The organism is Rickettsiales endosymbiont of Peranema trichophorum, from assembly GCF_004210275.1.
Lineage (GTDB): Bacteria > Pseudomonadota > Alphaproteobacteria > Rickettsiales > Midichloriaceae > RICK02.
Genome location: NZ_SCFA01000065.1, coordinates 1 through 15,613 on the forward strand (window position 1 = coordinate 1; position 15,613 = coordinate 15,613).

The window sequence follows — 15,613 nt, forward strand, 5'->3', positions numbered from 1 at the left end:
TGGCGAGTTCTATCTACGTACCGTCTAGCAACATCTTCGACACCAACACCTACTATCTTCTCAACAAACTGAATATCCTCTCCTCTAAATGTGTTCTGTGTATAAAATCTACCGCTAGCCTTAAAATAACCATACTGCAATAATAAACCAACCTTATTGTGGCCCTCCTTGACTCCACCTAGCAAGCTCATTAGGGCTTCATCTACTCTAAAATACTGTTTCTTCTCATCTGTCGACAACATCGGTGGATTATCAAATGCTCTAATGTCATGAGCAGGTAATACTTCTATCAAACGCATCAATCCAACTCCCCTATGCGTTCTACAGCGTCTCTAAGGTCCACAAAAGAAGGCTGGCAGTACAATCTCGTGCTATCTAACCGCTCATGTCCTGCGAGTGCCGCAACTCTCTCCAACTTAATCCCTGCATCCACCAAATTCTTACAAAAAGTATGCCTAAGTTGATGCGGCGATATCGTCCCCAATTCCTTAGGAAGACTCAGTCTTGCCAACATAAACTGGACGCCACGCGCAGACAAAACACCACGTTGACCAGTAAATATAAAACAATCACTTCCTCCATAGTCTTTATATCCAAGGTCAAAAAATGACTGCCTAGCATCCCTATTCAACGGAACTTCACGATATTTAGAACCTTTACCCACGTTCACCACTAGCTTCCCCTTACGTTCGCTCATTACAACATGTACCCATTTGAGGTTACATAACTCACTAACTCGTAGTCCTGTGTTCATTAAAATCTTCACAATAGCAATGTCTCTCACCATACCACTACGTTCTACACAACGTAGTAGCTGGCTCTGCTCAACTTTACTTAGCCACCTTGGCATTTGTTGTGATTGCTTGACAGTAGATGGTAATGGAAAACGATACTTGCTCTTTTTACTATCCCATCCCCATGCTAAAAAATATTTGAGTGACAATAATCTGCGATTGATGGTTTGTGGTCTAAAATTGGAATCAATAAGATACTGTTTGTACTGCCGAACATCAGTTGGTGTGATATGGTGCAAATTCATACTCATATTGTTAACCCTTTCAAACCAGACAGCAAACTGGACAAGATCACTGCGGTAACTTGTCAATGTAGCAGGAGATTTATCTGCTGCCTTTTGATAGGCAATGTATTGCTTAATTTGCTTTATTTCAATCACAAATGTTATACGATTAGATTTTGATAAAGTATATATATCACTAATAACACAATTATACGACGACTATATGTTGCTTATAACATGCAGCACTTGTTATACGAACAGTTTACTTTCGCAATCTAGCCTCAACTCCAGATTCCACCCGGACTACAGTACACCACATACAATAATTAGTGGTAAGCTATTTTTTCCAAATCACGCTAATTCCTACAATTTTACCCCTTCCAGTTCGCCAAATCCACGTTTCTGTAATTTAAACCAACTATACCAGCTTTGTAGTATCAACGCCTTGAGCAACTGAACGACATCATAACCGTTAGGACCATAACCACTCCTTCCCAAACCAGCTAAAATAGCTTCAAGCCTTCTCCACTTTATCAGACCGCATAGTCGCATCACCTTACTTCCCTGAATCCTATGTTCTGCTTCAATCTTTAAAAAACTCATCATACCCTCTTTTGGTTACTTTATCCTTCATACCATAATACTTCTATTCACATAACTCAATAATGCAGAGGTCTCTTTTATATAATCGGCATTATGCTGAAGTGCAACTTCAGCATAAACAGAAAAGTATGTTGGCTTAAACAATGAAGCTTTGTCTGCCACCTTCTCTGTGATCTTTTTGTCTACTGTTTGACAAAGTAGTTTCAGAAATTCCAAAACGATATCATGTACGCCGATGTGACTTAGTGCACGTAGCACATCCATGAGCCTTTACCATAATCATATGTGAGATTGGAATTTGAGAAAATTAAATGAAATAAAAACTCCTTAGAGCTACTTTTCGTTCCAATCATCGTCAAACCCCAATATAGCTCACAGTTTACGAAGTCCGGTCAACCAGGTAGGCTTCTTGTTATTATGTGGATATTTCAGAACGAGCAAGCGATTCTTCTTACCACATGATTTTCATGAAAGAGATATTGCAGTTGCAGCAAGAATCGTGGGATATCCAGCATCAGAGTTTATTGCCTCTGATTACAGCAAGGCAAGCAGGATAAGACATCAGCAGATCATCGCTGAGTACCATGGATTTCAAACCTTTGACACGGGGGCTACAACCCTTATTAAACATGAACTAATCTCCTGTGTTTCACACTATTTGAAGCCAAGACTAATCTTTGAAAGATGTATCGATTGTCTGATTCAACACCGCATCGTTCTTCCGCAGTCTTGGACTATATGCGAATTGATACGTGAGTCGCTACAGTCTCACAAACATTCATTAATACTTAAAATGAATAGCTGTATGACCCCCGAAGCAGCAGCCCTTCTGGATTCTTTATTTGTGCGTGATGATAAAGGCTATCAATTAACGTTGCTTAAAAGACTCTCTCAATCTACAAAGCCCAGTAAAGTCCGCGAATATGTTGCAGACTTTCATGTCATAGCGGAATTACACGAGAAATTGTCTGGTGCTCTCGATATACTCCAGTTGGGACAAGCAGGGATTCGTTATTATGCTGGTAGTGTGATGAGAGCGCAGATATTCCAGATACAGCAGCGTTCTGAAGCAGACCGCCACATACATGTAATAGCTTTTGTGGCACACCAATATTACCGTATGCAGGATAACCTGGTTGATATTTTATTAAATGTCATGGCAGCCTTCCAAACTACAATTTCTAATGAACGTAAAGAAAGAATCCTAGGGCAACAGCAAGCAAAACAAAATCAATTGCAATCTTTGATACAAGATTTGGAAAGCGATGTATTTAGCATCATACAGAAAATTCATACTATTGCTAATGATAATTTTTTGGCAGACACAGAGAAAGTAGACAGTATCAAATGTATTCTGAATCTTAAGATGGCTGGTAATATCGAGAGTATACGCACGGGATTTTCAGGAGTAATTGAAGATGATGAGTCGATTGTATATGAGCTTCAGGAAAGCAAATCACTACATCTGCAAAGCCGCTTAAATCCAGTCCTGAAGGCGATAAACTTTCTGCCTGAGCAACAGCATTCTCCATTGATGGAGGCAATTGGGTATTTTCGAGATAAGGATGGTAACGTAGGCCAGCATGCTCCTATAACATTTCTGGATGAGAAGGAGCGCAAAGCATTGTATAGAGGAGATGGAACATTCCGTACATCACTATACAAAGTCTTTTTGTTACAGCATGTAGCGGTTGCTATCAAATCGGGCAAGCTCAACTTGATGCATTCTTACAAGTACCTGCCTTTGGACAAATATATGATCAGCAAAACGCGGTGGGAAAGAGAAAAACATCAGCTGCTCGAGCGTGCTGGATTACTGAGCTTTCTTGATTCCAAGTCTGTGCTACAACAACTTGACCAGGCACTGTATATGCAATACATAGCAACCAATGGAAGAGTGGCAGCGAATGAATACCTAAGTTTTAAAACAGATGGGTCTTTTCATGTAAAGACGCCACCACTGGATAATCAGGAGACGGACCCTCTGCAAACGTGGTTTCCAAGGCGTCATTACATACCCCTTGCTGAAATACTAGAGACAGTACATCATCATTCTGATATGCTTTCAGCCCTTGAGCATTGGCAGCAAACCCACACATTACAAATGACTTCACGTCCTGCTTTACTCGCAGGTATAATAGGCTTGGGCTGCGGAATTGGCATACGTAAAATGGCCAGAATATCTTCGCATGTCAGTGAGAATGAGCTGGACCATACAGTGAATTGGCGTTTTTCATCAGACAACGTTCGCGAAGCTAATGATAGAGTACTGATGTTCATGAACAAAATGGAGTTGCCAAATATATATCGTAACATGAAGGATAGGCTGCACACAGCTAGTGACGGACAGAAATTTGAGGTGCACAGCGAATCGCTGATTGCTACGCGTTCGTTCAAATATTTCGGCCAAGGACAAGGGGTAAGCGCTTATACATTCATTGTGATGAAAGGCATTTACTCTGGCATTCTACCGTAATCAGCGCTTCTGACCGTGAGAGTACTTACGTCATTGACGGTCTAATGCATAACGAAGTTGTCAAAAGTGACATCCACTCTACTGATACTCATGGCTATAGTGAGGCTATTTTTGGTTTAACGCATATGCTCGGCTTTGCATTCGCTCCAAGGTTAAAAGGGTTGAAGAATATGCAACTCTATATATTTAAGCATCACGACAAAACTAAGAGGAAGTGCTGGAAGATTATCCCTGATAACTATGTGAATGAACAGTTACTACACCAACACTGGGATGATTGTTTGCGGCTAGTTGCGACCATCAAACTCAAAGAGAATACGGCATCTAATATATTTCAGCGTCTCAACTCCTATTCAAGGCAACATGTTTTATATCAGACAATTAAAGCTTTTGGTCAGATTACAAAATCACTGTTTATTCTCCGTTACATTGATGAAGTGGAACTAAGGCAGGCCATTGAAAAACAGTTGAACAGAATAGAGCTGGCAAATCGCTTTACCCGCGCCGTAGCAGTTGGTAGTCCGCGTGAATTCATACAGGTTGAGAAAGAAGAACAGGAGCTAGCGGAGAGCTGCAACAGGCTGATTAAAAACTCCATTATCTGCTGGAATTATATCTATCTTACACATAAACTGAAACAAATCACAGACGACAGGAGAAAAGAACAATTGTTGAGTGTAATATCCACGCATTCTATAATGACCTGGGCTCATATCAACATGCTTGGTGAATACGATTTTTCTGAAGAAAAGCGTAAGGATTCTGTTGGAATTCTACCGCCGAAAATAGTATCTTAAACCTGCCTTCAGAACGGCAGGGGCCGAATCACTGCAAACCCAAATCACACAATACTTCCACAAAATACCTGTGGTACTTTACGTTCCTTTATGTATATGGACCCTAGATTCACCCCCTGGTCTCCTTATACATCATACACTGCTTCTTGCAATGAGGATGCTTGTTCATCTGTCATCGGCACATCATTCTCTACAGAGATGCTAGGAGCTTCAGATTCGTATACGCAATGTAGTGGAGTTTTGACTAGTGCATCGTATAAGTACGCATAAGCTTCTGATGACTTTGCTGCATTGTCCTCACTTGTGTATTCCACGTACAGAGCGTGTGTGTTGGATACAAGGTGATAACCGCTGTAAGCTGTCATCACTACTGCAAATAACAAACCCGCGTATGGTACTCCTGTTGCTGCCATTACCATAGGTAATGCCATGTAAGCTCCTGTGATGAGCAGGTGCTTCACTGCTTCTGTGTATTCTCCTTGGTATACTTGATAGGATGCTTCCAAGGCTCCTACTGCCAAGCCGTAGCCGTTCAGTCCCTTGCACATGCCATACAAATGTACTGTGTCAAATACTACTTTCTTGCCGTTCTCCAGTGTTGGTTGATTGACCGCTCTTAGTACGTCCACAACAGTATCGGCTACTTTGACGCCTAGGGATGTTTTGTACAGCGTCATTTGAATCTTTTGTGCTTTTTCTGCTATTATTGCGTTTATATCAACATCGGAGTTCATTTTTTGCTGCAATTCTCTTGCAAATACAAAATCTTCTGCTTTTCCTCCTTTGTCGGGATGCAGTTTCAACAGAACGCTCTTCTTAAATTCTGTGTCATCCCGTAAAGTATCAAGTGACGTTGTTTCGTCTAAGCTATTTCGTTTTAGTATCTCATGAAATCTTGTGATTTCTGCTTTATGCAGATATTGCTTGTATTTCCAGATGATGTCTAGTTTGTTGCTTAATTTTTCAATGAAACTACTAATAGTACTAGACATCGTAATTTTTTGATGTGAAATACCAGCCATATTGGTGCTTTGTTGTACATCTATTCCTCCCCCTAATCCAGTTGTACTCCGCACCACCAAGGCTCCTTCCTTGATAAAAGATGCTCCAGTAGCTCCCTGAGTGTTTGATGCTTTCATCAATTCCATCACCAGTTCACGACTTCCTATCTCCTTTGCTCTGCAGAGCAAACCTAGCGCTTGCTCTTCCTCATACATTACGTTCAAAAATGCATCGTGTAATATCTGCCCTCCTATCTCATATGCTGTATATAACAGATCCATACCAGCGTAGGATGATATCAGTGCTTGCGCTTTGCTCTCATATGATGCTTTTATTATATAAGCTTGCGTGTTTGTACCAAATAGTAGCCCATACATTTCTAGTACTTCGCCCTCCGTGTACCCTTCTCCCACTTTTCCTTCCGCTTTGTGTTTCTCCTCTAACATGCTAAATAACATGTCCACTACCTCAGGCGCTAAATCCTCCGATAATAATTCTCCTATCACAGACTCTCCCCTAGCCCTCTCTTCTAAGCTCACCTTAATCTTGTCTCTTATCACTTGTAACTGCTCATCTATCGATATGCCAGATACCTCTCCATATTCCCTTATGTCTCTCTCCCTTATCTCTAGCATCTGTTTCCTGTGCTCTCGTTCTTTCGCACTTCTTATCGTATAATCCCTGTCCGACACATAGTCCCTTATGTTGCTAAACACTATTGGTCCACAGTCGTAACCATTGCCTTGCTCAAGACCTTGTTGATCCATTTCTTTTGAATCTATTGTCACGGTTCTCACTTTAACACCAAACAACATCTTGCCTGCCTCTCTTACTGCTTTTATGAGCCTATCATCCAGTACATCATCGATCTCTTTACCATATGGATCATCGTACAGTACGCCAATACTCTTCCTGTCGTAATCTATACTCATTTTAAGACATTTCCAGTGTAAACCGTGTAACAACGGTACGATCAGAACCTTTGGCTTGTTCACCCATTCTTGGTTCCGCCTCGATACCCCGTGCCTTCCTGTTATAATCTTCATGTCGTCTATCAGGTAATCCTCCAGGTTATCTATGTAGTATGGATCAGACACAAAAACACATTCTCTGTTCTCCCTATATGCGTTGTACTCCTCACCAGGCCTCGCTTCTACTTCATAACTCAACTTTCCCATTCTGATTGACCATAGCAGTCTCAGTCCATCTCCGATACTGTACCAATACTTCTCATTGCCTCCATGGCTTGACAAACTCATGTCGTTCCCCATGCCATTTAACTTAAGTAACTTAGGCTCACCACTTTTTGTACTCAAACACAGTTTACTTGTGCTCTGTAACTCCTGCTCCTCTATACTCCATTTGTATTGCTTCTCCTGTATAGGTCTACGCATCTCTTCAAAATTACTTCTCCTCAAATCTTCTACGCTTAATGCATTAATAAACCTGATATCGTTCAGTAAGAACGGACCCACTCTTTTCATGAACTCTTCCGTCTTCTGCAACTCCTGGGTGTATGCTTCTCGTGCAGCACAACTTCCTCCAATAGCATGCTTCAACTCATCTAGCTTACCTTCCCAGTACTGTATGTAGTGCGCTGCTCCTGTTTGGCTGTAGATGTTTACCTGGCTCATAACTCCCGCAATGTCAACCTCAGCTGCAGGCTCTACTACAGGCAACATCCTTTGCCTGAAATTATCATCCGATGTCAATTCCAAAATCTCGTTCATGCAGTTCCTCGACTTTAAGTACTTGTCGGTAATGACCACAACCACAAAGTCCGTATTCCTCGCTTGCCTCATAAACTCTTCAATGTTACTCCTATACTGCAGATCCCTTTTATCTCTTTTAACATCCACTTGTGGTAATTTGTTTAAACTTACCTCTATTTCATCCACTAAGTCGCTTTTACCCCAGTTATAAGACAGAAATACACTCACCCTCTTCAATTTGTTAATATCCACCAGCACGTAGCTTGGTACTGTAGGTACAATTGCAGCAATAGATGGACTGGTAGTTGCAGCACTTTGGCTTGTTGTAATCAGCTCCTGCAGTACAGCGTATGTGGTTTCTTGCATCACTTCTCCTGCCCTATTTAGTAAAGCAAAACCTGACTCTAACGTAAGTTCTGTGTAATACAGACGAACTCCTGCAACTTTGCCAAAAGTACTAAAGAGAGCTGCTTTTATAAGTCCCAAATCGTGTGGATGATGTTTGCTTATTTCTTTCCTAAGTTGGCCATTTTCTACAAATAATTTTGCAATTATGTACTCCCCAAACACATTTCTTCGTTCTAGTACTAAAAATGGAGGTGATACATCTACTACGTAGACATCCCATCTGTCGCATTCTAGTACCTTATCTGCATTGATAATACTATGCACTTGTTGCACATCCACTGGCGATAGCTTCAGCCCTACATTGTGATTCTCAAACATAGGTGTGTGACTCACGTATTGTTGGCCTAGTACACTCCCCTGCTTCAGCATCTGTTGTACCATATCCTGCAGGTGGCTTTTGCTCTCATCATCCCCAAAGTGATACAGCACTCCATCTAGCATGACGCTACCATCTCTGTTAAAGATCATGGCTACTTTGTTCTCTATGCAGGCTTCTATGAACTTTGCTTCATGCAACTCCATTGTTTGCTTCTCAAATACATTTTGAACTAGTTTCCTTAAGAATTGTCGACTTGCACTTGATAAGGCAAGGATCTTGTCTAGCCCTTCTTGCCATACTATAGCAATAACTTCATCAGATTGTTCTGGTGTGGCAGTTAAGCTATACAGGACTTTTTTAGCTATTCCTATGAGGTTGCTCCCCTCAGCATCCCTTTCATCTATGGTATGGCCAATTATCGCGAGTACAGTAGTCAATAGTGCCGCGTCTGGGGTGAGGTTGGATAGCCTTTGAATCAATGTCTTGATGATGGTATCCTCAAAGACCTTGCTCCTTGTTGCCAATTTGGTACGTAACTCTGGTAGTTCTTGGATCTGAACAGATTCAATAATTTCCATCACTGTATATTCTGCATACCACTTGACGGTGTCACGTTTACCCTCTAATAAAGGGATGAGTAGTTCTACAGCTCTACTCCCAAGTCCTATAGGTAGGCCATATGCGGACAAGATCTTGACTATTGCCGATGCTGTGGCACGACATTCACATTCATACTGCAAAAGATAAACAAGTTCTGTGATAGCATCCTGAATTGCTCCCACTGGAACACTAACACTTGTTATTATCTTCACTATTGCTGCTATTGCAAAACGACAGTCACCTTCATACAAGAATGGCATAAATCTTGTTATATTTCGTTCGCTCATCGCTTGAGTTAACTTCGCGACCAATGCTATCCTCCACCTCACACGTGCTGCATCTTCACTTATCATTCCGTATTTACAACTCAACAAAGGTGACAGGGATTTTACTACATCTTTCATCATTCCTACAGGTATCTCAACTCCTAATATCATCACTTCCATTGCACGCAAGGCAGAAATACAGATACTTCTATCTTCATGCTCTAACAATGGTATGAGCGATTTGATTGCTTCTATTCTTACCTCTTCGGACAGCTCCACTTTTGATCCAATTCTTTCTATTGTCTGTAACGTAGAGTCACAAATATCCTGAACAACATTCTCATCGTTCAATAGAGCAAGAAGTCCTTTCACTACCTCTATACTCAACGCATCTACTTCCCTGCATTTGATGTCACTTGCCTCTATAATGCCTTTTTGAAAGCAGTGTTTTCCTAACATTATATCTGATATTACGCTTAATGCATGCTTACATGTATCACGATCTGTACTACTCAATAAGGAGATATACAGCTTTATAATTTGTACCCGATACGCGCTCGTATGTAGACCAAGCATGGAGCACGTGGAATACGTGTCACTCATCATGTCTAATATGAAACTGCGAAGGTTAACACTATCCGCATTTTTTAAAACATATAGAAAGACTACTCCTAGTTTTGATACAGCTGCTGGAATATCACTTGAGGTTATTAATAGGTACTTGAAGTGGTTGGAAAAACAGGAAGATATGTAGAGCAATGCGTGGGCTAGTGCCATCCCCCAGCCACAGTCGTCCATATTATAGATATATTCTTCTCTCCTTTCTAGACTCTGAAAGTGGTTGGAAAAACAGGAACGTATGTAGACCATTCCCGCATCCCAGTCATTCATATTATCTGTTTTCATCATTGCTTTGAACGCTATCACAATCACTAAATATGGCACAGTGCATATGCGATCTACGTTGCTTCTGCCCTCTAGTGTTAAAAGTAGCGTGTTAAGTACTTTTAACATCAACCCTACATCATTTCCTAACTCAACGATAGTCTGCAAGCTCATCGATTCACAAAAATGGCGGCTGTACGATTCTTCAGAGTTCGAGAAATACTGCAAAATAGCTATGAATAACTCCACCACCCCTTGTCTTACCTCTGAGGATAATGGACATCCAGGAACCACCCCAACTAGTACTTGCAATATAGACCTTATCTCTAACAACTCACAGTTGTCCCCAAAAGTGATAACAAGTAACTCCACTAGCACTAGTCTCACTTCTGAAGATAGTTTGCACCAAGAGTCAACCTCACCTAAGATATACCTGGCTATATTACCACCATTGTCCTTCAAAAGAGGTATTAGTAATTCTACAACAGCTTGGCTCATTTCTGAAGATAGTCTACCAGGAGATACAACCCAATCTAAGGCTTCTAGCATATACCTGGCTCTGTCACTGTCCTTCAAAAAAGACACTAGTAACTCTATAATAGCTTGCCTCACTTCTGACGATAACTTACTCCCATGGACAATCTCACATATTACTGTTAAGGCAATTGTAGCAACATTAACATTATCATCCTTCACAAAAGGTAGAAGTGATTCTACTATAGCCTGCCTCACTTCTGACGACAACCTAGATACAGATGCAACCTCACACCTTCCTAATACAGAACTCCACCAATTGTAATGAACAAACCTCTGATCCCGCAACTGCGTGATGTCTCCCATCATCGTATTAACAGTATTAACAGGTATGTCAATTCCTAACACCACGACATATATCGCTTCCACCACTCTATAGGCATCTTTGCTGCTATCCTTCAACAAAGGTATCAATACCTTTATTAGCGCTTTTTCTTTTATTGACACATAGCTTCCTGAAGATATATTATCTATCGCTTCTGATATGTACTTCCAGCTCAAACCCCTAACACTATCGCAGCACAACAGAGTTACCAACAGATGTATAGCTCTCTCCTTTACAGACACAGCCTCTACTCCGGATGACACCTCCACTATCACTTTCAATACACAGTACGGATTGACATCCCTGTCATTCAATAGAGGTATAAACAACTCCAACACCCTATTAGCAAATACTCCATTGACCTTCGATATAGATATCAATGTCTCTAACACAATCTCCTTTAGATCATGATCCATGAAATGTGCAAATACCTTGTCTATCATATCGATAGCATCTACATCTTTACCAAATGCATTCATGATGCTTGCTGAAGCTTTCAGAGCTACCTTCTTAACTTGCCAATCTCTGTTTGAGTCCAATAAAACGCCGCATTGCTCTAGTATAGCCTCACTTACCAACTTACTTGACAAGTACTGTATTGCATTTAGTGATAACTTCAACTCACCATCGCTTGTGTTATGCCAGTCCATAACTGGCTTTAACAACCTATTCTTCGTTCCCTCAGATACGTAGCCACTGCTTCCTATATCGTCTACCCACTCAGACACGTTGCTACAGACTTCCGCGTCTATTAAATTCACCATTTTTTCGAGACTTGGTATCCTAGTGTCAAGTTTACCTTGCACTTTTGCTTGTCCTAGCGTATGCATCAACAGCTTCACCTTGCCTACTATGTCAAACTCCAACACTCCCTCCACATTGCACACTATGGAATCCCAAAACCTCGTCACCAACAAATTTGACTTTTCACCTTGCTCGTTTGACACTAATCCAGACAAAAACTTCAACACCATCAGGTATCTTGGTTCGTTTCTGTGTTCCGATATAAATTGTATGGCTTCTGTCATCCCTTGGCCTTCTTGCAGTAGCTTGCACTTCAAGTAATCCGCTACTAACCATTCCTGAAAGCTTAAGTGTACAAATTCATATTGCTTACTGTACAGCTGCTCTACTGAATATTGCACCATACCAACGTTGTCTGTTCTCAATAGCCCATATTGATACATATCTCTCATTAGTTTGTAGCTTCTCTTTTCTTGCTCCACTAAACGCTCTATGTCCCTACCCGATATTACTAGTAGATCATTCCTAAAGCTTTCATAACTCATCCTCTCCAATACACCAAAGACATCTTCTACACCTCTCAAAATCCCTGGGTGGTCACTCATGTCCAGTACCTGTTCTCCTCTGAATTTGGCTAAGTACCTCCTACTAAGCCATATCATCATATTTTGATATAGCCCTCCTAAACTAAACTCTCCTCCAAATCTTTCCTCCATGCCTCTCCCAGAGCTTGACAAACACACTATCACTGTGTTGATCGGTATCTTTAATGTCTCTCTTAACGATGGATTGCTCTGATACAGCTCCAGCAGTTTACTTTTTGCTCCTTCCTGTTCTGGGTCACCACTATGCTTTTGATACTCAAAGTACTTGTTGATGTATTCAATAACACCAGATTGCTCTAGTCCATTTCCTTCTATTCTTCTTTCAAAACTGCCTGATATCTTGTCCGATACCGCATTTGGTCTAGAGGTCAGCAACACGTTCCCGTGTGTCCATACATCCCTCAGTACTTTCCTAAAAGCTGCATTGCTACCTTCTAAATGCGCCACCTCATCATAACCATCTAATAGCAATAATACTTTGTCATCATACTCTTTATCTATCAAAACTTCCTTTATCTCCCTCTCATCTATTGAACTCACAGCAATACCTTGATCATCTAAATCTAGCCACTGTGTTTCCAAATCATTCAAAATTAAACTGACTAGTGGGTTATCACTTTTTTCAGTGTATCCGCTTGATGTCAACGTCTTGAGCTTCACCTTAAACATGTACTCAAACTTCTCCGCAAACATTTGGTCCTGACCCCATTGATGTGTTATGTAATGCAGCAATGTGCTCTTGCCCATTCCAGCCGCTGCTGTTATCAACACTCGCCCAGTCGCCTTTTGGTCGCCTACTTCATCAAAGATTTTGGGCACTTCGATTGGCTTTCTGTCAGCTCCCGCGTTAAGCATGATCTCAAGCTTTACGTAGTAGTCCTTTATCTTTTGTTCGGGTAACCGCTCGTCTTCTATCAGCTTTGGTAGTACATCGTACGCCTTGTAAAACGCCTTCAGCTTCTCGCTCAATGGATGTTTTGGTTTTGCAATGGTTGGATCGTTTTCAGGATTGGGCTTTGGTTGCATAGCTAAACTTCACGTTTTGGTTGAACTACGGCCAGTAATACCAAATGCACCACTGTAACACAACCGTAATATTCCGTTCGCGTTGCAATACACCCAAGACTGCTGCTTCTACCCCAGCATCTTCTCCTGTTGTGATACTAAAGCAACTTCCTTCCCGCAAAACGCCAGCCCTATCGCCAGTACTTCCTTCACTCCGTTCTGTCTAAATAGCTCGAGGTATTGCTTATCCTTAACTTGCTTTAAGCCTTCTCTTGCCTTCGCCTTCAGCTTCTTCGAATCATCTGTTGCTTTGAACTCCAGCAAGATGCCAGCTCTCCCACTCTGCTTTGGGAGCATCACCACGTCAAATCTTCCAAGCCCTGACTCTTGATTCGAACGTATGTAGTATTCTCCCCTCAGTCCCACTACTAGACCCAATATAAACACATGAAATACTTGCTCAGGCGTGTTCTTATTAAAGTCAAAGTAGCTCCCGCTTTGCATTATGTAGCTTGTGATATACATCTCAAACCTCTCCATATCTCCATCCATCAAGCTCCTCACAAAGCTGTTGTATGAGTCTATGCTTCCTGCCTCGCTAAACCATTCAGATACTATTTGACTATATACTCCTCCAACTTCCTTGTTCGGTACAGATATCTCACATACAAGATGATACTCCATAAACTTGCTACTTAGCACCTTCAGATATCCCGCATACAGTAACAGGCTCCATAAAGCCTCCGGCTTCTTCTTTATGTCGGGAAACACTAAATTCTCAGACAGTACTTGCGTGATTATCTTCCCCTGCAACAACTCCTCAAATTCCTTCCTAACTTCTGGCTTTGCATCCTTTAAGAGCTCTTCTATCAACTCGTTCCCTGATGTCTTGACCCAGTATTCCTTTAATATTCCTTCGTTGTCCAAGCAGTTAATTATAGACCAGGGGTTGTACAATACATGTTTGCCTATTTGATACCCGTTGTACCACTCTTTTATTTCACCAAGCGATACCGGTTGCTTTGCTTCTTCTAGTAGCTTCACAACCTCATCTTCCGTGAACCCAAAATATTGCCCAAACCTCTCCCTAAGCATCGAATATACCGAGATGTTGTTCAACCCAGAAAATAAACTCTCCTGAGATATACGTGTGATCCCCGTAACCACAGCCTTTGTTAAGTAACTGTTATCCTTTAATGCCTGACCAAGCATACTCCGCATTAGCTCTATCATCTTCTCGTAGTATTTGCTCAGGTAAGCTTCTTGTATTGGTGTGTCGTACTCGTCTATCAATATAATTGGGTTCCTGCCGCTATACTTCTGTATGTAGATACAGAGCTGCCGAAGTGATGCTTCTACCTCAGATTGTTGCGCTTTTTTATACAACAAAGCATTAAATACCCCCTTCTCGTCTTCATCTAAACAATCTCCCTCCAATAGGTATCTATGTCCCCTGTATACCTCCCTCACCAAAAGAAGGATATGTTCGTACGCATCTTTATAGCGCGACTTCTTCACATCCTTAAACGATATGAATATCACTGGATATTGATTCTGATGCTCCTCACAAAAAGCTTTGTCCTGCCCTATATTCAGCTCCTCAAACAAATCCTCATCTTTTGGCTGACTATGGTCTAAAAAGTAGTACAGCATAGACAAGTTCAATGTTTTACCAAATCTTCTAGGCCTCGTGATTAAAATCACCTTAGCCCCATCTTCTAACACTTCTTTGATTAAAAGAGTCTTATCGGTAAATACATACCCTTCTCTTACTATTTCTCTAAAATCGCTGACTCCTACCGGTAGTTTCATGGGTATAGTACCTATAAATCACGTACTTCGTTCCGCGTTAAACCTGTTATCTCTGATACCTTGTCTATTGGCTCTTTTCTTAACAATAAGTGCCTCGCTATCTCTATCGCTTTAAGCCTCTTGCCACATTCTATCCACTCTTCTTTCTCATCCCTTTTGACAGGACAATCTTTTACTCTTTTCATTTTTTTTATTGCTAGTTTGTTCGTCTGTACTGTCAATACTATAGCATAACATCAGGTATATAGCATAACATTTATATCACTCCTCTGACCACCCTATGAAACAAGGCACAGACAGATGGCATTTTCACAACTCTACTTCAATTTCACCGGCTTTTCTGCTTGATAAGCTTCAGACCATCTGTCCTCAGCTCTCCTTCAGGACTCACATGCCTATACAACGTTTGTCTTGTAATCCCTAGTTCTTTGCATAATTCAGATACCCTTGTACTTGTTTTCCCCAGAGCTCCTTGCGCTAGCTCTAGTTTCGTCCTCGTCAT

General features: G+C 41.2%; 9 protein-coding genes and 1 pseudogene. 3 read left to right on the top strand and 7 right to left on the bottom strand.

What is annotated here, in order from left to right; translation table 11 throughout:
* From EDM53_RS03380 to EDM53_RS03395, 4 genes are all read right to left on the bottom strand, one after another.
* A partial coding sequence (locus EDM53_RS03380; protein ID WP_130122278.1) for a DUF4158 domain-containing protein occupies positions 1-299 on the bottom strand: 299 nt, incomplete at its 3' end.
* Positions 299-1,174, bottom strand: coding sequence for a tyrosine-type recombinase/integrase (locus tag EDM53_RS03385; RefSeq protein WP_130122279.1), 876 nt, complete (start codon positions 1,172-1,174; stop codon positions 299-301). The genes EDM53_RS03380 and EDM53_RS03385, both read right to left, overlap by 1 nt.
* 207 nt (positions 1,175-1,381) lie before the next feature.
* Positions 1,382-1,621, bottom strand: coding sequence for a hypothetical protein (locus EDM53_RS03390; protein WP_130122280.1), 240 nt, complete (start codon positions 1,619-1,621; stop codon positions 1,382-1,384).
* Positions 1,622-1,648: 27 nt separating this feature from the next.
* Positions 1,649-1,879, bottom strand: a complete 231-nt coding sequence (locus EDM53_RS03395) for a hypothetical protein (protein ID WP_207215461.1) — start codon at positions 1,877-1,879, stop codon at positions 1,649-1,651.
* A gap of 88 nt (positions 1,880-1,967) precedes the next feature.
* On the opposite strand from EDM53_RS03395, the pseudogene EDM53_RS06495 reads away from it, so the two are divergent.
* The 3 genes and pseudogenes from EDM53_RS06495 to EDM53_RS06505 form a co-directional block, all read left to right on the top strand.
* Positions 1,968-2,366: pseudogene (locus tag EDM53_RS06495) on the top strand (DUF4158 domain-containing protein); the annotation flags it as partial.
* Between the two features lie 1,125 nt (positions 2,367-3,491).
* Positions 3,492-4,097 carry a Tn3 family transposase gene (locus EDM53_RS06500; protein WP_277986528.1) on the top strand — a complete coding sequence of 202 codons (606 nt, stop codon included), beginning with the start codon at positions 3,492-3,494 and terminating at the stop codon, positions 4,095-4,097.
* The gene (locus EDM53_RS06505; protein ID WP_277986529.1) at positions 4,055-4,894 is read left to right on the top strand and encodes a Tn3 family transposase; all 840 of its coding nucleotides are present in this window, start codon (positions 4,055-4,057) and stop codon (positions 4,892-4,894) included. The genes EDM53_RS06500 and EDM53_RS06505 overlap by 43 nt, the downstream gene beginning before the upstream one ends.
* A 125-nt stretch (positions 4,895-5,019) precedes the next feature.
* On the opposite strand, the gene EDM53_RS03415 is transcribed toward EDM53_RS06505, so the two are convergent.
* The 3 genes from EDM53_RS03415 to EDM53_RS06190 form a co-directional block, all read right to left on the bottom strand.
* Complete coding sequence (locus EDM53_RS03415) at positions 5,020-13,320, bottom strand: NACHT domain-containing protein (RefSeq protein WP_130122284.1); 8,301 nt, start codon at positions 13,318-13,320, stop codon at positions 5,020-5,022.
* A gap of 108 nt (positions 13,321-13,428) precedes the next feature.
* Entirely contained in the window at positions 13,429-15,111 is a 1,683-nt protein-coding gene (locus EDM53_RS03420; protein ID WP_130122285.1) for an AAA family ATPase, read from the bottom strand.
* Between the two features lie 11 nt (positions 15,112-15,122).
* Positions 15,123-15,296 (bottom strand): hypothetical protein, encoded by a 174-nt coding sequence (locus EDM53_RS06190; RefSeq protein WP_165379611.1) that lies wholly within the window; start codon positions 15,294-15,296, stop codon positions 15,123-15,125.
* Positions 15,297-15,613 lie beyond the last annotated feature (317 nt).